This window comes from Chryseobacterium oncorhynchi (assembly GCF_002899895.1).
GTDB lineage: Bacteria > Bacteroidota > Bacteroidia > Flavobacteriales > Weeksellaceae > Chryseobacterium > Chryseobacterium oncorhynchi.
The window spans coordinates 223,905-241,497 of sequence record NZ_PPEI02000005.1; the positions used below are offsets into that span (position 1 = coordinate 223,905).

General features: G+C 35.6%; 17 protein-coding genes. 6 read left to right on the forward strand and 11 right to left on the reverse strand.

Going from position 1 to position 17,593, the window contains the following annotated elements; translation table 11 throughout:
* Positions 1-618: a DUF1684 domain-containing protein gene (locus C1638_RS16825; RefSeq protein WP_109622891.1), complete on the reverse strand. Its 618-nt coding sequence runs from the start codon at positions 616-618 to the stop codon at positions 1-3.
* A gap of 133 nt (positions 619-751) precedes the next feature.
* Between C1638_RS16825 and C1638_RS16830 the strand changes: the two genes are divergently transcribed.
* Positions 752-2,332 (forward strand): GMC family oxidoreductase N-terminal domain-containing protein, encoded by a 1,581-nt coding sequence (locus C1638_RS16830; RefSeq protein ID WP_109622893.1) that lies wholly within the window; start codon positions 752-754, stop codon positions 2,330-2,332.
* Between the two features lie 2 nt (positions 2,333-2,334).
* Here C1638_RS16830 and C1638_RS16835 read toward each other — a convergent pair whose 3' ends face one another.
* From C1638_RS16835 to mqo, 3 genes are all read right to left on the reverse strand, one after another.
* Positions 2,335-3,201, reverse strand: a complete 867-nt coding sequence (locus C1638_RS16835) for an AadS family aminoglycoside 6-adenylyltransferase (RefSeq protein WP_109622895.1) — start codon at positions 3,199-3,201, stop codon at positions 2,335-2,337.
* A gap of 3 nt (positions 3,202-3,204) precedes the next feature.
* Positions 3,205-3,606: a hypothetical protein gene (locus C1638_RS16840; protein WP_109622897.1), complete on the reverse strand. Its 402-nt coding sequence runs from the start codon at positions 3,604-3,606 to the stop codon at positions 3,205-3,207.
* Positions 3,607-3,670: 64 nt separating this feature from the next.
* The gene (gene mqo, locus C1638_RS16845; protein WP_109622899.1) at positions 3,671-5,176 is read right to left on the reverse strand and encodes a malate dehydrogenase (quinone); all 1,506 of its coding nucleotides are present in this window, start codon (positions 5,174-5,176) and stop codon (positions 3,671-3,673) included.
* 511 nt (positions 5,177-5,687) lie between these two features.
* On the opposite strand from mqo, the gene C1638_RS16850 reads away from it, so the two are divergent.
* From C1638_RS16850 to C1638_RS16860, 3 genes are read left to right on the forward strand one after another with little or no spacing between them, the layout of a single operon-like run.
* On the forward strand, positions 5,688-6,800 hold the full coding sequence (locus C1638_RS16850; RefSeq protein ID WP_109622901.1) for a hypothetical protein: 1,113 nt from the start codon (positions 5,688-5,690) through the stop codon (positions 6,798-6,800).
* Positions 6,801-6,813: 13 nt separating this feature from the next.
* A complete protein-coding gene (locus C1638_RS16855) occupies positions 6,814-7,635 on the forward strand; it encodes a phage tail-like protein (protein WP_123838391.1) in 822 nt (273 codons plus the stop codon).
* Positions 7,636-7,646: 11 nt separating this feature from the next.
* Complete coding sequence (locus C1638_RS16860) at positions 7,647-8,423, forward strand: phage tail-like protein (protein WP_109622904.1); 777 nt, start codon at positions 7,647-7,649, stop codon at positions 8,421-8,423.
* An 82-nt stretch (positions 8,424-8,505) separates the two neighbouring features.
* On the opposite strand, the gene C1638_RS16865 is transcribed toward C1638_RS16860, so the two are convergent.
* Positions 8,506-9,546 carry an NAD(P)H-dependent glycerol-3-phosphate dehydrogenase gene (locus C1638_RS16865; RefSeq protein ID WP_109622906.1) on the reverse strand — a complete coding sequence of 347 codons (1,041 nt, stop codon included), beginning with the start codon at positions 9,544-9,546 and terminating at the stop codon, positions 8,506-8,508.
* Positions 9,547-9,770: 224 nt separating this feature from the next.
* Here C1638_RS16865 and C1638_RS16870 point away from each other — a divergent pair, with 224 nt between their 5' ends.
* Complete coding sequence (locus C1638_RS16870; RefSeq protein ID WP_109622908.1) at positions 9,771-10,805, forward strand: M23 family metallopeptidase; 1,035 nt, start codon at positions 9,771-9,773, stop codon at positions 10,803-10,805.
* A 71-nt stretch (positions 10,806-10,876) separates the two neighbouring features.
* Here the strand turns inward: C1638_RS16870 and C1638_RS16875 are convergent, their stop codons facing one another.
* From C1638_RS16875 to bamJ, 5 genes are all read right to left on the reverse strand, one after another.
* Positions 10,877-12,049 carry an MBL fold metallo-hydrolase gene (locus C1638_RS16875; RefSeq protein ID WP_109622910.1) on the reverse strand — a complete coding sequence of 391 codons (1,173 nt, stop codon included), beginning with the start codon at positions 12,047-12,049 and terminating at the stop codon, positions 10,877-10,879.
* 15 nt (positions 12,050-12,064) lie between these two features.
* Positions 12,065-12,718 carry an NAD(P)-dependent oxidoreductase gene (locus C1638_RS16880; protein ID WP_109622912.1) on the reverse strand — a complete coding sequence of 218 codons (654 nt, stop codon included), beginning with the start codon at positions 12,716-12,718 and terminating at the stop codon, positions 12,065-12,067.
* A gap of 60 nt (positions 12,719-12,778) precedes the next feature.
* On the reverse strand, positions 12,779-13,189 hold the full coding sequence (locus tag C1638_RS16885) for an Rrf2 family transcriptional regulator (protein ID WP_109622915.1): 411 nt from the start codon (positions 13,187-13,189) through the stop codon (positions 12,779-12,781).
* Positions 13,190-13,255: 66 nt separating this feature from the next.
* Positions 13,256-14,206 (reverse strand): hypothetical protein, encoded by a 951-nt coding sequence (locus C1638_RS16890; protein WP_109622917.1) that lies wholly within the window; start codon positions 14,204-14,206, stop codon positions 13,256-13,258.
* 139 nt (positions 14,207-14,345) lie between these two features.
* Positions 14,346-14,780 carry a BamJ family beta-barrel-assembly machinery protein gene (gene bamJ / locus C1638_RS16895; RefSeq protein ID WP_076356317.1) on the reverse strand — a complete coding sequence of 145 codons (435 nt, stop codon included), beginning with the start codon at positions 14,778-14,780 and terminating at the stop codon, positions 14,346-14,348.
* Between the two features lie 223 nt (positions 14,781-15,003).
* Here bamJ and C1638_RS16900 point away from each other — a divergent pair, with 223 nt between their 5' ends.
* Entirely contained in the window at positions 15,004-16,005 is a 1,002-nt protein-coding gene (locus C1638_RS16900) for a catalase family protein (RefSeq protein WP_109622919.1), read from the forward strand.
* Positions 16,006-16,124: 119 nt separating this feature from the next.
* On the opposite strand, the gene C1638_RS16905 is transcribed toward C1638_RS16900, so the two are convergent.
* Complete coding sequence (locus tag C1638_RS16905; protein ID WP_109622920.1) at positions 16,125-17,516, reverse strand: RCC1 domain-containing protein; 1,392 nt, start codon at positions 17,514-17,516, stop codon at positions 16,125-16,127.
* Positions 17,517-17,593 lie beyond the last annotated feature (77 nt).

The window sequence follows — 17,593 nt, forward strand, 5'->3', positions numbered from 1 at the left end:
CTAGTGATGATAAATATCTTCATACATTACTCCGGCACGTATTTCTACAGGAAGTTTATTCTCTTCCGGAACAATGGGACAGTTATAATCATAAGCATTATAAGCACAATACGGTTGATAGGACTGATTAAAATCTAAAAGAATAGTATTTCCTTTCGGTATTTTCAGATCCATATATTTTCCACCACCATAGGTTTCCTTTTCATTAGTAGCATCTCTAAATGGAAGAAAAAGATAATCTTTATATTTCTCCTGTTTAATAAGGTCCAGACTTTGATATAAAGTCAAAGTATAAGGTTTCCCATCCAATTCAAAGGTTGCTTTTCCATACTCTTTATAAGATTTTGTTTTACCTGAAGAAGTAGGCAACTCAAAAGGCTTGGCTCTTTTTGTTTTAACAAATTTTGCAGTCACCCTGTATTTCATCTCAAATGGAAAGAAAGGATGTCCTTTAAAGTTTGTAAAATTATCCCCACGTAAAGGTGTAGTCTTAGAATCCAGATATTCAGTATCAAGATCTTTCTGAAATTTCTTAACATCCATTATTTCCTGTGAGACCATTTTTTGAGAAAAAGTCAATAAAGGAAGAAGAAAGAAGATCAATATATATTTTTTCATGAACTTTAAAATTATAAGTAAAACTATGAATTTTTCAGGGTATGAAAAGTTAAAATTGTAATAAAAAAGCATAATCTGTTTTAAATAAAATATATTCCTTTTGATCTAGCATACTTTTTGAGAACCAAAGCCCATGAACAGAAAGGAATTCATTAAGACAACCGTACTGGCAATTTCCGGTTTTTATTTTCTTCAATCTGATCTTTTTCAGGCGGCTGAACGAAGAACCAATGCCATAAAAGAAATGGTAGAAGCTCCCATCATTATTGTTGGAAGCGGATATGGAGGCGCTGTTTCTGCTTTACGACTTTGTGAAGCCGGAAAAAAGGTTGTCTTATTGGAAATGGGCCTTAACTGGGAGAAAGCAGGAATTCCGTTTTCTAATCTTTTAAAACCCGGAAAAAGCTCAGCTTGGTTGAAAAAGAAAACCATTGCTCCTTTCATGAATATCTTCTCTTTAACCCCTTTTACCGGAACACTTGACCGTCTGGACTTCGATAACATCAATATCTGGGTTGGAAGAGGTGTTGGTGGAGGTTCATTGGTAAATGGAGGAATGGCCGTAACTCCTAAAGAAGATTACTTTAAAGAAGTTTTTCCCAATCTGGATACTGAAAGATTTTACAACCATTATTTTCCTTTGGTACGGGAAGAACTCAAGGTGAATGTCATTGATGAACAATTCTTAAAAGACTGTCCTTATTACAAGTTTACAAGAGTAGGCGAAGAAGAGGCACATAAAGCAGGTTTTAAAACAATGCGGGTTCCTAATGTATATGATTTTAAGTATATGGAAAAAGAATTCCGTAATGAAGTTCCCCGATCAGCCCTGAATACAGAAGTAATCTATGGGAATAACCATGGCAAAAACAGTTTAGACAAAACTTACCTTAAAAAAGCTCTGGAAACCGGAAACCTTGAAATTCTCGACCTCCATAAAGTGGATCATATTAAACTTAATAATGATAAAAGCTATACATTAAATGCTCAGCAAATTGACACCTCCGGAAATGTAATCACTGATAAAATTTTTCATTGTAAAAAATTGATTCTTTCGGCAGGAACCATGGGAACCTTACAACTTCTTCTACGGTCCAACGCTATAAATAATCTTCCGATTCATGAGAAAATAGGAAAAAACTGGGGCAACAATGGTAATTTCATGACCGGAAGAAACTGGGTAAAACCATTATCCGGAGGAACAGGATCAAAACAATCTACAATTCCTGTGGGCGGAATTGATAACTGGGAAGATAAGGAGCATCCTTTTTTCACAGAAATTGCTCCTTTACCAATGGGAATGGATGTTGCAACAGCTTTATATTTGTTAATTAACAGAGTAGATAAAAAAGGAGAAGTAGCCTATGATAAAGCCAACCAAATGCTGAAATTGAATTGGGATGAAAGTAACACGGTTAAAATGAGGGAAAATGCCAAATACTTTGTCAGAAAAATGAATAAGGCCAATGGTGGCACCAGAAGTCATTTTCTGTTCAACAATGGCTTTGGAGCGGATATCTGCTATCATCCACTTGGCGGATGTGTATTGGGTGAAGCTACCAATGAATTTGGAAAACTAAAGGATCATGACCATCTGTATGTTTTGGATGGCTCACTTATTCCTGGAACAATTGGAGTTAATCCATTCGTAACCATTACAGCCATTGCAGAATATTGCATTGAAAATCTGATTAAACAGAATGAATTTGCCTAGAGCTAGGGCATTGTTTTTACTTCAGTAAGATAGTTTCGGATATCCATTTCAAGTTGGGCAGGATATGTAAAATTAAGTTTCTCAGCTAAATCAGTTCCTAGCTCATGCACAAGATCTGCACAAGCAAACAGAGCCTGCCAATTTTCTTCAATATCACTTCCTGAAAAAGTGGCCTTTACCCTATTCCACATGTCGGTAGAAAGATATTTTTTGAACAATCTCCCATGTTTATTGGTGGTGATATTATTCCAGCCATGGGAACTTGAAATATACCATTCAATTAAAGGAACCAAATAATCTGTCCGTAAAATATTCTCAGACATGAATTTAGCATAAAAAATATCGCCCCGTTTAAGGCATTTTGCTACATAGGTTGTATCCCACCAAAAATCATTAAACAATTGCTTAAAATCTTGTTCCGTAGGTTTATGAATCATGATAGTTTGATACGTTGGAGCCTTCAAATCTTTAGTTAAACCATCTTTATCAACCAAAACTTTATATCCAAGATCCCAATCTGTCGGAAGTACCTCTTCTTTAACTTCATCACAAAATTCTGATACCTGATAAAGCTTAAAATCAACCTTTACATGGTCTTTATACAATACCATTTTCATGGCGTGTTTTCCATCAAAGACCGTATCATTTTCTTCTATCATAGAAATGGGTTCTCCAAAAAGACGGATCCATTCATTATTAACTTCGTAGCCATTTCTGTTCTCAAAAACCAGCTCCACATCAAGATCACTGAAGTTATCCACAGGAGCATACGGGTTGACCAATGAACTTGTCAGAAGAACAGCACGAATATCCGGATTCTTCTCGGCCCATTGGATGATCTGCTCCAGCTTTTCTTCTCTTATTTTCATGATTTAATAAGATTCTGATATTTTTACACGATAGACGTCGGAGGAATTTCTTTTAATAGACTCTACAAAAAAACCGCCTTCTTCAGGAATAACTTCCTTTAGATCAAAACTTTTACAATCTTTCGGAAGTCCTGAAAATATAAGGGTAAACCAAAAATCTTTCATAAACGGAACCGGTGTCCAATAAGGAGAAATTGAAATATTCTCCGCATGAATCATTTTACTTCTATGCTCAGACTGATTATCAAAAAGATAGGTTGAATGCCAAATCCTGATCAGGTTTCCTAAAAATGGTGATGCCGGAAAACAACAGTGTACAATCACCTGTTTCTCTTCTTCTGTTTTGGCCTGAAGAGATTCCAGGAGTTCCTTTGCAATAACCGGTTTAATAATGACTTCTTCCACCTTTTTATAAGTAATAAATAATAAGCAATGAATAAGTATATCTATCCATTGCTCATTACTGTTGTTAGTATTCTAATTCTAGTTTTTCTTTTGTATAATTTCTCACCTTTTCAGTAAGTTCAGGATTTTCTGCCAACTTTTGTCCATATGATGGAACCATTTCAAGCAGCTTGTCTTTCCATTCTCCATTCAGTTTCTCAGGGAAACATTTTTCAAGAACATCCAGCATTGCATATACAGCTGTTGAAGCACCCGGTGAAGCACCCAATAAAGAAGCAATAGTCCCACTTTTGTTAACAACTACTTCAGTTCCAAACTCCAGCTTACCTCCGTCTTTTTCATCTTTTTTGATGACCTGAACTCTCTGTCCTGCTACTTTCAATTCCCAGTCATTTTCATTGGCATCCTTGATAAATTCTCTCAAATGCTGCATTCTTTGAGATTTCGTCATCGCAACCTGCTGGATAAGGTATTTAGTCAGAGGAATATTATGCCACCATGCACCAAACAAGGATTTTAGGTTTTTGGTGTTCACACTTTCAGGTAAATCAAGATAACTTCCTTCTTTCAGGAATTTTGTAGAAAACCCTGCAAAAGGTCCGAAAAGAAGTGCTTTTTTACCATCAATGATTCTAAGGTCAAGGTGTGGAACTGACATTGGCGGAGCATCCACTGTTGCCTGTGTATATACTTTAGCCTGATGCTTCTCTACCAATTCCTGATTATGAGTTACCAACCACTGTCCTGAAACAGGAAAACCTCCATATCCTTCACTTTCCTTAATATCTGAGCTATCCAATAGCTGAAGTGCATATCCTCCAGCTCCAATGAATACAAAGTCAGCGGTAACCTCTTGCTTGTGATTATTAATTCGGTCTTTCACTTTCATTTCCCATTTTCCATTTTCTTTTGGATCAATATCTTTCACTTCATGGTATAGGAAAACCTCAACATTAGAATCCTCAAGAAGGTGTCTGCCCATTTTTCTGGTCAATGTCCCGAAATTCACATCCGTTCCCATGTCCATTTTAGTAGCAGCCATTATTTCAGACTTGTTTCTTTTGCTCATCACCAAAGGAATCCATTCTCTTAGTTTCTCATGATCTGAAGAAAATTCCATTCCTGAGAAAAGGACAGATTCAGACATTTTATCATGACGTTTTTTAAGATATTCAGCATCTTTTTCTCCAAATACCAAGCTCATGTGTGGGCAAGAGTTTATAAAATCTTTTGGATCCTGAATATAACCCTTATTTAGTAAATAAGCCCAAAACTGTTTTGAAATTTCAAACTGTTCTGCGATACTTTCTGCTTTCTTAATATCAATACTTCCGTCAGGTTTTTCAGGTGTATAATTTAGCTCACAAAATGCGGAGTGCCCTGTTCCGGCGTTGTTCCATGCTGCTGTACTTTCCTTGGCAAATCTTCCTAGTCTTTCGAAGATGGCAATTTCAAGATTTGGATCAAATTCATGGAGCAGTGTAGCTAGCGTTGCACTCATGATTCCGCCCCCTATCAGTACAACGTCGTATTTAGGTTTCGGTGTTCTGCTTGTAAGCGATTGTGACATAATTTTAAATTTTACTTCAAATTTCGGGAAAAGTTTTAAAAAGAGGAACGCGTTTAACGATTTTAACACGTTATTTTTTCCAACAAAAACACTTCTTTAGTACACAACAAAAAACCATCGAAATTTTCAATAAAACATCATTGAAATGATTGATCGCATATGGTATTATTAAAAAAAAATTAAAAATCAATCTTAATTTAATTCACTAAATGGTAAATAATTAAACTTTATTTCTAAATTCTGAATTTTATGAAAAATTAAGTTTATTTAAGTTTATCATAATAAATACTTTAACCATAACCATTTACGTTAATATATTTTATCAACAACAAGTGAAAAAACATTACATATTACTTATTAAATATCACTTTTTATTGAAAAATAATCAATTTTGTAGACATAATTCTACATTAAAATCATAAAACAGTTGTTTTTTTTACGTACCTTTCAATTGATTTAATACATATTCCACTAGGTATTTAATTAAAATTATCTTATAAACATAGTAAAGATGAAAATTATTAACTTCGTTAGTACATTTTTCGCTACCCTGGCATTAGCCCAAAGCGGAAATGTAGGAATCAACACGTCCACACCGGACCCCAGTGCAATTCTGCATATTGAGAACTTTAATGGAGTTCCGGCTACCGCTACCGCTACTATATCAGGAGGTGCTGTAACCGGTGTTACCATCACCAACGGAGGAAGTGGCTATACAGCTCCTCCAACCATCAATTTTTATGGAGGCGGATCAATAGTAAACGGAGGCTCTAAGGCCCGTGCTACAGCAACCCTTACAAATGGATCTGTAACTGGCGTTACCATCAATACTGGCGGAAGCGGATATACTACAGCTCCGGCCATAACCATCTCAGGAGGAAATAAAGGCTTATTATTTCCCAATCTTAACATCGCTAATCTGACGAGCACTACCTCTCCAGTGGCTTCACCTGCCAATGGTCTTATTGGATTTAACGGAGGCAGCAACAGCAACAATAAGGCACTGCATATTTTTAGTACTGCCACTACTCCTAATCAATGGCAAAGTACCATTGATGCAGAAAATACTCCCAAGGTAGCGTATCTGGATTTTACAGGATCATTATCTGTATTGGATAATGCTGTAGCAGGGACCAATGCCCAACTTATGGTTAATCAGCCTTTAATCTCTGGTGTATCCAACATTAATGGCTTCAAAGTGGTTCAGAATACTACTTCAGGAGGGTATTCTTTAGTACTTCCACAAGGAAATTACCTGGTAGAGGTAAATCTTAATCTAAATTCTCCTCAGGAAATTCCTTCAGGACAAGGAGGAACCGCTCCTCTTACAGGCAGTACATATTATCTGATGGGATATTTTATAGATTTCACCAACGATACATATAACAACACGACTAATACATTTACCGGGGGTGCTAATACAAGAAAAGAAGTCCCTATTGTTTCCAAAGTGAGTACCAATCACCTGGCAACATGGTCATATTATTATAGTGTACCCGCCAATGCCAACGCGAATATTATAGGAGGCCTAAGACTACGATTAGGAAGAATGCAAAACAGTACTTTCTATGACCTAGTGAATGTAATTCCTACAGGATCTTATATTAAAATATCCCAACTATAAAAACATGGAACGTATGAAAAAAAGTTATATCCTGCTATTATTAATCATAGCGCAAGTAATATATGCACAGGTTGCTATTGGGAAAACTACTGTTAATAGCTCAGCTGTTTTGGAAGTATCCCAAGCTACGAATAAGGGAGTTCTTCTTCCAAGGGTCGACATTGTAGATATATTGAGCAATACTTCTCCGGTAAATAATCCTGCCGAAGGACTCGTAGTATACAATAAGGGAAATTCAATCAGCCCTGGTTTCTATATTTGGAAAAACAACCGATGGACCCAACTGTCTGACACTTACAACCTTGTAAGTTACATGATGCTTCAGAGAACTACCGATTATAATATATTAGGAGGTTTTGCCAACGGAACGTACAAAAATTTCAATGATGCTGCTTTTACCGTAGTGTCTAATGATATTGGCGCTTTATACAACAGTTCTAATGGAATCATTACTCTTCCGGGCAATAGCGGCTATCTTGTCAATGTATGTTTAAACATACAAACAGCTATTGAAAGTACAACGGCAGGAATTGGAGGAACACCTGTTCATCTGCACCAATATTTAGTAAAGCTCATAGATCCGTCAAACGGAAATCAGTATGGAAAAACGATTAGCATCAATGCACAATCGATAGCCAGTAATAAAACACATACTTTAAATTTAAGCTTTTCTTTTGTAGCCACTTCAGCCACTCCCATTATTTTAATGCCTGCCATTGCTCATGATGCAGGAGGCACTTATCAATCGGGAGCAGGCGGTACTACTCCCAATAATGGGGAGATTATTATTACCAATGCAAAGATTGACATCCAAAGATCAGCACTTAACCAATAATTAATTGTAAAATGAAAACATCTATTTATACTGCTTGTATCTTTATCCTACTTTTCTGTACAAATACATACGCACAGGTAGGCATCAATACAAACACACCCAATGCGAGTAGTGTTTTGGACATCAATTCGTCAAATAAAGGGGTTCTTTTTCCTCAGTATGATCTTATAGTCCTTAACAGTACCTCATCTCCGATTTCCAATCCTACAGACGGACTTATTATTTATAACAGCGGAGGGGCTTCTGCCTTTCCTAAAGGTTATTATATATGGATCAGAGATCGATGGCAACGTATTATCCTTTCCGGTTCTGAACCACAAAACATGTCGCTGATTATTAATTCTGGCGTTCTGATTCCTACCGGAAGCACCAATAATACTTTAACCAGTTTCACTGTAGCATCCAATAAAATTACCGGAGCTTCACTGGGAACAGATACTTCTACCATTACATTACCGGCTGGTACATACATTATTCGTTATTCTGTAGATTCCAGCAATGCGAATAACAATAATGGGACGGCCAATACACAGTATCTTTCTCAAAACTTTACGTGTACAAGATCCTATCTTACTAATGCAGTAACCGGAACAACAATCACAGAAGTCAATAGAATGTGCCAGTTATCAAGTTCTTTTACTTTTTTCCAGGGAAGTTATTTTATAAAACTAACAGCTCCTACAACCATCAAACAAAAATTTGAATTTGATACAGGAAACGGGTTTACAGCCAGCAACCTTAATGTAAGGTCATCTTTAGCGCTTCTGATTACTAAAATGAGCCAATAAAAAAAACTTAAGCACTAAGCGCTTAAGTTTAGATTTACAATATTTTGAAAATAAGGTTTTAGTGATTAAAACCTTATTTTTTTTAATTCAATTTCGCAGTCAGTTTTTTAAATTGCTTTTCAGCACTTTTTCCCTCATAAAGAATAGCATAAACGGTATCAATAATTGGTAATTTAAGGTTCTTTTGTTTTGCTGTTTTGTAGATTGAATCTGCAGCATAATATCCTTCTGCCACCATATTCATCGACTGGATTGCAGATTTTACAGTATATCCTTTTCCGATGAGGTTCCCAAGGTTTCTATTTCTTGAGAACAGTGAGTAGGCTGTCACTAAAAGGTCTCCTAAATATGCACTTTCATTCACATCTCTTGGTGCTTCATAGATGGCTTCCAGGAACGTCTCCATTTCACGGATTGCATTAGACACAAAAACTGCTGTAAAGTTATCTCCATACCCTAATCCACTTGCTATTCCTGCTCCAATTGCAAAAATATTTTTAAGAATGGCACTATATTCATTTCCCAGAATATCTTTACTGGTTTGTACTTTAATAAAATCTGAACTGAAGACTCCTTCCAGTTTTTCTGCAACTTCATCTTCCACAGTAGCAATTGTAAGGTATGAAAGTCTTTCCATAGCTACTTCTTCTGCATGACATGGACCGGCAATAACAGCCTGATTTCTGAAACCGATTTTAAATTCATCACGCAGATAATGTGCAACCACATCATTCACTTTAGGAATAATTCCTTTAATTGCTGAAATAAAGATTTTATCAGAATAATCACAGGTCATTTTATCCATTGTATCGGACAGGTAGATGGATGGTGTTGCCAAAACAATAACATCGCAGGCAGAAACCAATTCATTGATATCCGTTGTCAGCTTTAAACTTTTAAGATTAAAAGTAGCAGCAGTAAGGTAAGTGGGATTATGTCCACGAAGTTCAATTGCTCCTTTTACGAACTCACTTCTTACGCACCAATGCACTACTTTACAGTTTTCAACAAGCATTTTTACGATAGCAGTTGCAAAACTTCCGCTTCCTACTACCCCTACAGAAATGTCCTTTTTAGTCTTTTTTGGATTCGAAGATTCTGAATTTGTTTTCTTTTTAGCCATAATTGGATTGTGAACTGCAAATATATTAAACAAAGATTTAATGATGTGCCTAAAGCCATGAAAAAACCACTTTCTGAAAAAAATAACGTCTCAACACAATTAAATATCTAATTCAACGTTAGATACAGAAAAAACTGAATTTTAGTTAATAATAACCCACAAAACTTATTTTTAATTAAATTTGCAGCTTCAAAACCGTTTTAAATAATTCTAAGAAAAGAAATATGAAAAAATTTCTAAGCAGCAAGAAGAACGTAAACATTCTCCTGGGAGGACTTTTACTAGTAGTTTTTGCACAAGGGATCTTTATTGCAAAGCTCTTCTCTGAAAGGGATGACAAAAATTATGAAGTAAACCTTGTAAAAATAAACACTGAAAAAGACAGTGTAGATTATCTAAAGATGAAGACAGATCTTACACTGGTAGATGAAACTGTTGCTCAACTTAATTCTTTCCTTAAATCTAAGGACATCTCGAATGAAAAGCTAATGATGCTTGATCAGGACAGTATTGCCAATTCTATTTATCTTTCCAAACAAGCCAACCGATACAGCCAGTATCTGATGGATCTACAGAAAAAACTAATGCAGGTTCCTTTGGGAATGCCAACAGATGGATACATTTCCTCTAATTTTGGAGTAAGAAAAAATCCTATCCCATTCCGAACGGTTTATGCCTCTGTAAAAACAGGTACTGCAACGGAAACAAAGACGGCGGCTCCAGCGGCTCCTAAACCGGAAGTAAAAGCTGAACCTGTTGAAAAAATTGTTGAGCTTACCGACAGCTATGGAAATAAAAGAGAGGTAAAGGTAATGGTAACTCCCAAAGCGGCTCCAGTTGCTTCTGCTTCCAGCACTTCTAGCTCTACCGTAAAGGCGGTTGCTGGTACTACAACTTCCAAGGCTGCTCCAGTTGAAAAAAATAATCCACCTGCTGAAGCAGATCAGATGCAGTTCCATAAAGGACTGGATATTGCTGTAGCTTTTGGCTCTGATGTAAGAGCTGCTGCTGCCGGAACAATCATTTTCTCAGGACAAAAAGGAGGTTACGGAAATTGTGTAATTGTTTCCCATGGAAATGGGTTAGCTACTCTTTACGGACATTTATCACAACTTGTTTCTAAAGTAAATGATAAGGTAAAAGTAGGTCAGGTGATTGCAAAATCCGGAAATTCTGGTCGCTCTACGGGCCCTCATCTCCATTATGAAGTACATAAGAACAATACTCCGGTGAATCCGAAATTGTTTATGAATCTATAAAATAAAATAGGCTGTCTCATTTTTAAGACAGCCTATTTTATTCTCTTGCAGATTGTATGTTAAAATATTTTTTATTTTAGAATCTTGAGTGTTCCTTTCGGATGGGTAAATGTTCCATCAGGACCTGCAATACTAGAATATACTATATTCTTGTTGTAATCTTCAATATGGGTAACATTGAAGCCTAAGTGAGGTTCATGCCAATATACCATAAACACATTCTTTGCAACTTCTACTGCTGTATATTCTACTGTATCTGTACTATCTTTTGAACTTCCTGCTGTTCCGGTAAATGTCATTGTTTTGTTATCTTTAAAATCCAAAAGGAATTTTACAGCTCCAAAATCAACTTCTACTTTTTTACCAATTGCAGGGTAAGGTGATTTTAAATCCCAATCCATCTCTCCCAGAAATACTTTAGCTCCCATTCCCAGTTCATCTTTACCAGGAAGATTCGGGTATTGCTTAACCATAAAATCTACGATTGCAGATGAGGTTTTATTTTCTGTAACAGCTTTCTTATAGTTTTCAAGGTAATTTTTTACAAAATCTAAAGATGCCGGAGACAGAGATTGTTTTGCAAAGTGCGACGGAACTACCTGTTCAGGTTTCAAGGTCTTCATTGCATCAATTTGCCCGATCCATTGGTCAATCGCCTTTACATTCTGAGTATCTGCCATCCAAAGATGCGAGTCTATAGAAACTGAAATCCCTCCTGCCACTGTTTTGATAGATGGAATCCAAAGAAAGCTGTGTGCAGGATCATCAGAGTTTTGTTTAATCTCAATTTTATTTCCCTCAAGGTCAGGAATGGCAGTTACTGCTTCCGGAACAATAATTTCTGATGGTGCATCTGCTTTCAATTGAGGTTTCCAAACAGCCAGTTTATCATCCTTTGAAGCAGAAATAAGATAAGCTGTTTGTGCGGTAGAAATGATTCTTACGTTTGGAAATGCTTTTTTAATCACATCCAGTCCAAAATAGAAATCAGGATCGCTATGAGAGATAAAGACTGTTTTCAGGTTTTTTCCTGTAGCTTTTATTTCTTTTACCAGCTGTTCTGCATATTGCTTCTGAAACTGAGCGTCAATAAGCATAGCATCTTTATCTCCATAAATAATGGTAGAGGTAATTGGAAAAATAGCCTTGGTTCCGGGGTTATACACTTTTACCTTAAGGTTACCTGCAAATATGCTTATAAACCCTAAAATAGCAATGAGTGATAATAATTTTCTTTTTAACATTTTTGTTCTTTTAGATTAATAAGCTGCTGTAAAACGTTCGCGAATGTGGTTGTTCTGTTCCAATTCATCAACCAAAACTACCGCTACATCTTCTACTGAAAGACGGCTTCTTCCGTTTTCATCAAATACCGGTGTTTCTAATGAAGTTCTGTATTGTGCAGTTCTTGCTCCTACGTTAGCTTGGTTCATTTCCACTGCAGGGCTGAAGAAAGTCCAGTCTAGTGTGTTGTTTTCTTTGATTTTATTTAAATAATCTCTTGCTGCAGTTGCTCCAGGCTTGTAAGCATCCGGGAAGTCTGGTGTATCTACAATCTGTACATTATCCGGTGTATAAAGGCTTCCTGCCCCTCCTACTACAATTAATCTTTTTACTCCTGATGTTTCTACTGCTTTTTCGATGTTTTCAGATCCGTTCAGAAAATCATTGTAAAGGTTAGGGTTAGTCCATCCTGCATTGAAAGCACTGATAACAGCATCACTTCCTTTCAAAGCATCTGCTAATTCTGTTACATTGTTTACATCAACGCTTTTTGCTGTTACATTGTCTTGTGTCTGTACCTTAGATGCATCTCTTACTAAAGCTTCTACGGCATATCCTCTTTGTGATAATTCTTTTACGATGTGTGATCCTACAAATCCGGTTGCACCGATTACTGCTACTTTTTTCATAATGTTTTATTTTTTAAATTAAATTGTAATAAATATTGTTACATTTATAGTTAAAAAATTTTATTCGAACTGGTCCGCGAATTCCTGCAATGACTTATCTCCTAAAAATTTAATAACCAATTGATCTGTTTCTTCAAATAATGTATTTAAATGAGTATTAATTTCTTTTCCAACGCTACAGGCAGGATTAGGATTCTGATTTTTCTTTCCTAAAACCTCTGTATTCTTTACGGCTCTATAAATCTCGGAAATAGTAATTGCATCAGCACCTTTTGCCAATTGAGTTCCTCCTACTTTTCCTTGTCTGCTAACAATCATTCCGGCTTCTCTCAATACACTGATCTCCTTACGAACAATAACTGCGTTTACATTAATACTACCGGCAATCCATTCAGAAGTGAGCCATTCCTGAGGACTTTTCGCCAATAAGGTCATTATATGTACTGCCGTAGCAAATCTTGTATTATTCATTGTAATTACATTGCAAAGGTAAACAAATTTTTAATTGTAACAAATATTATTACAGTTAATTTTTTCTTAAAGGATTAATTTATCCAAATCCAGCAGTAAATAATTGATATTTTGATTGATGGTTCTTGTTGCAGACTGCATCTGATTAAGCATTGCAGCCCTGTTATGAAGATCATCTGCCCTGTAATAGCCTCCATCACTAAAAATAACAGACTGATCAGCCTTATTATTATCATCATCAAATTGATAATGAAGCCATCTTTCTTTCATATTTCCAATAATGGAGCGTTCTTCTCTATTGGAAAACTTCTTCTCTGTATACATATACCAGATAAATGGTGGGAAATTCGGAGATTCTAGTTTTTCTCTCCAAATATCCCTCAAAAGGTTTCTTTGATGAATGAACTCTACTTTTTTTCCTTTTGGATTAAGTGTTGCCAAACCAAATCCTGCCCCAAGTACCCCTCCACTGATATCAATGGCATTGCTCCAGCCCTCATCTTTTACAATTCCACCGGCTATGGAAGCTGCTGCTCCTGCAATGATGGAGTATAAGATCAGTTTATTATTTCTTGAAGAATTAAGATTGTCTACATAGTTTCCTATTTGGGCTACTCTCTCTCCCTCGCAGTCAAATTCTGCGGCTACTGCATCCAATTCTGTAAGGGCAATAGTGATTTTGCTATTTATCTTGGTCTTTAACTGTAAGACTTTAACCTGGGAAGCTAAGGATGAATCTTTTTTAAGATCCATAATGTCATGAACCTCATCCAAATTATCCAGAGCGTTCAGGATTAGAATACTTTGGTCAGAGAACATGGCTTTCAAATCCTTATTGGCCAATAAAATAGAATCAGAATTGTGGGATGGTACTCTATTACTGTAATTATATTTAAAGGGAGCCTTACAATAGCTGTCCTTAAGGGTTAATATATTCTGCTGAATCATCTGATTCTTCTTGGAAACACAAGAAGTAAGCAGACCGAGAACAATAAAAAGATAAAAAAGTTTTTTCATTCAATCTATTTTTGTGTGTCAGTTGGGGAATTATTTAAAATCGTCAATCTGCTGCATTACAATTTATCAATACGAATATAGTACAAATAAAAAAATTTACCTGAATTCAGGTAAATTTTTAATCTATTTTTAAGTAGGATTATTTAATTCCTAGCAATTCAACTTCAAAAACAAGCGTACTGTTTGGGCCTATTTCTTTGCTGATTTCCTGATCTCCGTAAGCTAAGTGCGGAGGAATGATTAATCTCCACTTGCTTCCAACAGACATTAACTGAAGAGCTTCTGTCCATCCGCTAATTACTCTGTTTAAAGGAAAAGATGCCGGTGTTCCTCTTTTTACAGAACTGTCGAAAACCTTTCCTGAAATAGTAGTTCCATGATAATGGCATTTTACTGTAGATTTAGGTCCTGGCTTTGCCCCGTCACCTTCAGTAATGATTTCGTACTGTAAGCCGCTAGGTAATTGTACTACGCTTTCTCTCTTACCATACTCTTCCATATATTCCTTACCATCATTAAGGTTTTTTTCTGCTAATTCTTTTTTACGTTTAAATAACATATCTGCTACTCCCATATTATAATTTTTTACAAAGATAAGATTTGTTACCGGAAGTAAGAAGCAAGAAATGGGAAGTGCTATAATTCAACGACTTAAATATTAATTTCTTTAAGATAAGGCATTAATAGTATGCCCAATTTATTATTTTCCGTTCTTCTTTCATTAAAATTCAAATAATTGTAATAATCTCTTAACACAGATTCCGAAACTTGGTGTTATAATTGAATTTAAAAACTAAATGCCAAATCCACTAAAATATAACAAGAAGTTCGATGAACTTAATGAAGAGGAAAAGATACTTCTGGAGATCAATAAAAAATCGATTGCAGATTTTGTTGAACAATCCTCTTCTATAAGTGATGTTAATTATGCTACCAGAAATGCTCATGCAAAGACCTATGCAGTAGCAAAGGGAATATTCTGGATAGATCCGGGAATTCCGGAATCGTTACATCCATTTTTTGATAAAGAAAAGTTTGATCTGATCATAAGGTTTTCTAATGCTCAATTGAAAGTTAAAAACTCAAAAAAGGATATTCCAGCCTACGGATTTGCCGTACAAATCAGGGATGAGAATAATAATTTGCTTTCCAATTATCCGCTGGTTAATTTTCCATTGTTTCCTGTTAATTCCGTTTCCACTTTTCTAAAACTATTTACTGCCGTTAATCATTTTTATATTAAAAAATGGAGCAGTTTATTTCCACTGGTTACTCAAATAATCAAAGTGGTTCCATCTATTTTAACGGGTTCTTTTATTAAAAACGGGTTAAAGCTGGCCAGCAAAAAAAATGATTTTATACTTTCATTTGATTACCATTCTGTGGGTGCCTATCGCTTGGGAGATCATATGATGAAAATAAAACTAAGCCCAAAGTCTGTAGATAAAAACATTGGTAAAAAACAAAATACAAAAAAGGCTTTAAAAAATTATTTCCGAGATAATAATTTCACGGCTGATGTGTTGATTCAGCTTTGTTATGATTTGAAAGACCAACCTATCAATAAATTGAATGTGGAATGGAAAAATTCGCCTTTCATTAAAATCGGTGAAGTAAAAATAGATAAGGATTCTTTACTGGATCCTCGTGACTGTAGTAATGAGCTTCTTTCGTTTAATCCGTTTGAAAGTAAGGCTATTTTTCAACCGGTAGGAAAGATACAGAAACTTCGTGATGAAGCATATAAGGTATCTGTGCAGACAAGACGAAAAATAAATAAGCTTCTGCATGGGAAATAAGGATGGATGAGTTAAGAATAGATGAAGCAAAAATACAAGAGTTTGATATCTAATTAATTCAAAAATAGAAAAAGAGACAATATAAATACTATCCCTTTTTTATCTGTATATTAAAAAAATTACTTTCCTTCAGTCTTCATCAGTTTTCTAGTAATTATATTTCCTTTAATATCTTCTATTTTCACCCAATATATAGCTTGTGGTAAAGCTTGTATATTAATGACATTTGTATCAGAATAAGAATCTATTAGCCGTCCTTCTTCATTATAAATTTTCACATTTTTTATTCCTGATATATTTTTTATCATGAATAAAGTTTTTGCAGGATTTGGATATAATATTATTTCTTCATTTTTTTTACTATTTTCTCCTACGTGCAATGTCATAGATGTAGGACATGAAATGGCTGTAGGTATGATTTTTTCAGCATTGGTACCATTTCCAAGCTGTCCTCCGGTATTATCTCCCCAAGACCAAAGTGAGCCATCCGTTTTTAAAGCAAGTGTATGATTATAACCACCAACTACACTTTTCCAATTATTATCTGTACCTATTTGTATAGGGGCCATTTTAGTAAGATATGTCCCATCACCTAATTGTGCTGTCATATTATCTCCCCAGGCCCAAAGTGTTCCGTTATTCTTTATAGCTAATGAATGATTGACTGCAGCGAAAACAGTTGTCCAATCGGAGGCAGTTCCTATTTGGGTAGGTACAATTTTGTCTGTACTTGTTCCATCACCTAATTTTCCGCTGTTATTGTATCCCCAAGCCCAAATTGTGCCGTCTGTTTTTAACGCAAGAGTATGATTAGCTCCAACTGATATGTTTTTCCAGTTCGTATCTGTTCCTATCTGAACTGGAATTTTTTTTCCAATTGTAGTACCATCTCCTAATTGCCCTGTAGCATTAAAACCCCAAGCCCAAAGTGTTCCGTCTGTTTTAAGTGCAATACTGTGAAATGCTCCGACCGCAACTGATTTCCAATTGATATCTGTTCCTATTTGAATATAATTATTTTGGTCTGTCAGCGTTCCATCACCTAACTGCCCAAAAGTATTATTTCCCTTAGCCCAAAGCGTTCCATCTGTTCGTATAGTTAAAATATGTACCCCTGGAGCCACACTCTTTAAATTTGCAGCACTCCCGATTTCTATAGGATTGGTTATATTTTCATTGGTCGTACTCACGAGTATTCCCATAAAATTACTTCCCCATCCCCAGAGCGAATCATCAGATTTTATAGCCAGAACATAATCTTCTGCAGGAGTTGATATGATACTTTTCCAGTTAGCATTTCCTATCTGAATCGGGCTTGTTTTAAGAACATTAGTTCCATCACCCAATTGTCCATACCAATTATTTCCCCAGGTCCAGAGACTTCCGTCATTTTTCAAGCCGACAGAGTTCCATCTTCCTGTAGAGATTTCTTTCCAACATTGGGAAAAAGCCAGAAAAGGCATAAGTAAAAAAAGTAAGAATACTTTTTCGATTGATCGATTTTTTCTCATTTGTATTTAAGTTTTGTATCCAAATCCTCTTTCTAATGAAAGAAAAATTCAGATGATTATTAGTTTATATATAGAAT

Bases quoted from the DNA above. Each gene is read 5' to 3' on its own strand.
- C1638_RS16865 (WP_109622906.1), bottom strand. From the start codon at position 9,546: ATGGCTAAAAAGAAAACAAATTCAGAATCTTCGAATCCAAAAAAGACT.
- C1638_RS16860 (WP_109622904.1), top strand. From the start codon at position 7,647: ATGAAAACATCTATTTATACTGCTTGTATCTTTATCCTACTTTTCTGT.
- C1638_RS16825 (WP_109622891.1), bottom strand. From the start codon at position 618: ATGAAAAAATATATATTGATCTTCTTTCTTCTTCCTTTATTGACTTTT.
- mqo (WP_109622899.1), bottom strand. From the start codon at position 5,176: ATGTCACAATCGCTTACAAGCAGAACACCGAAACCTAAATACGACGTT.
- C1638_RS16830 (WP_109622893.1), top strand. From the start codon at position 752: ATGAACAGAAAGGAATTCATTAAGACAACCGTACTGGCAATTTCCGGT.
- C1638_RS16905 (WP_109622920.1), bottom strand. From the start codon at position 17,516: ATGAGAAAAAATCGATCAATCGAAAAAGTATTCTTACTTTTTTTACTT.
- C1638_RS16870 (WP_109622908.1), top strand. From the start codon at position 9,771: ATGAAAAAATTTCTAAGCAGCAAGAAGAACGTAAACATTCTCCTGGGA.
- C1638_RS16850 (WP_109622901.1), top strand. From the start codon at position 5,688: ATGAAAATTATTAACTTCGTTAGTACATTTTTCGCTACCCTGGCATTA.
- C1638_RS16855 (WP_123838391.1), top strand. From the start codon at position 6,814: ATGAAAAAAAGTTATATCCTGCTATTATTAATCATAGCGCAAGTAATA.
- C1638_RS16885 (WP_109622915.1), bottom strand. From the start codon at position 13,189: ATGAATAATACAAGATTTGCTACGGCAGTACATATAATGACCTTATTG.
- C1638_RS16900 (WP_109622919.1), top strand. From the start codon at position 15,004: ATGCCAAATCCACTAAAATATAACAAGAAGTTCGATGAACTTAATGAA.
- C1638_RS16880 (WP_109622912.1), bottom strand. From the start codon at position 12,718: ATGAAAAAAGTAGCAGTAATCGGTGCAACCGGATTTGTAGGATCACAC.
- C1638_RS16875 (WP_109622910.1), bottom strand. From the start codon at position 12,049: ATGTTAAAAAGAAAATTATTATCACTCATTGCTATTTTAGGGTTTATA.
- C1638_RS16890 (WP_109622917.1), bottom strand. From the start codon at position 14,206: ATGAAAAAACTTTTTTATCTTTTTATTGTTCTCGGTCTGCTTACTTCT.
- bamJ (WP_076356317.1), bottom strand. From the start codon at position 14,780: ATGGGAGTAGCAGATATGTTATTTAAACGTAAAAAAGAATTAGCAGAA.
- C1638_RS16835 (WP_109622895.1), bottom strand. From the start codon at position 3,201: ATGAAAATAAGAGAAGAAAAGCTGGAGCAGATCATCCAATGGGCCGAG.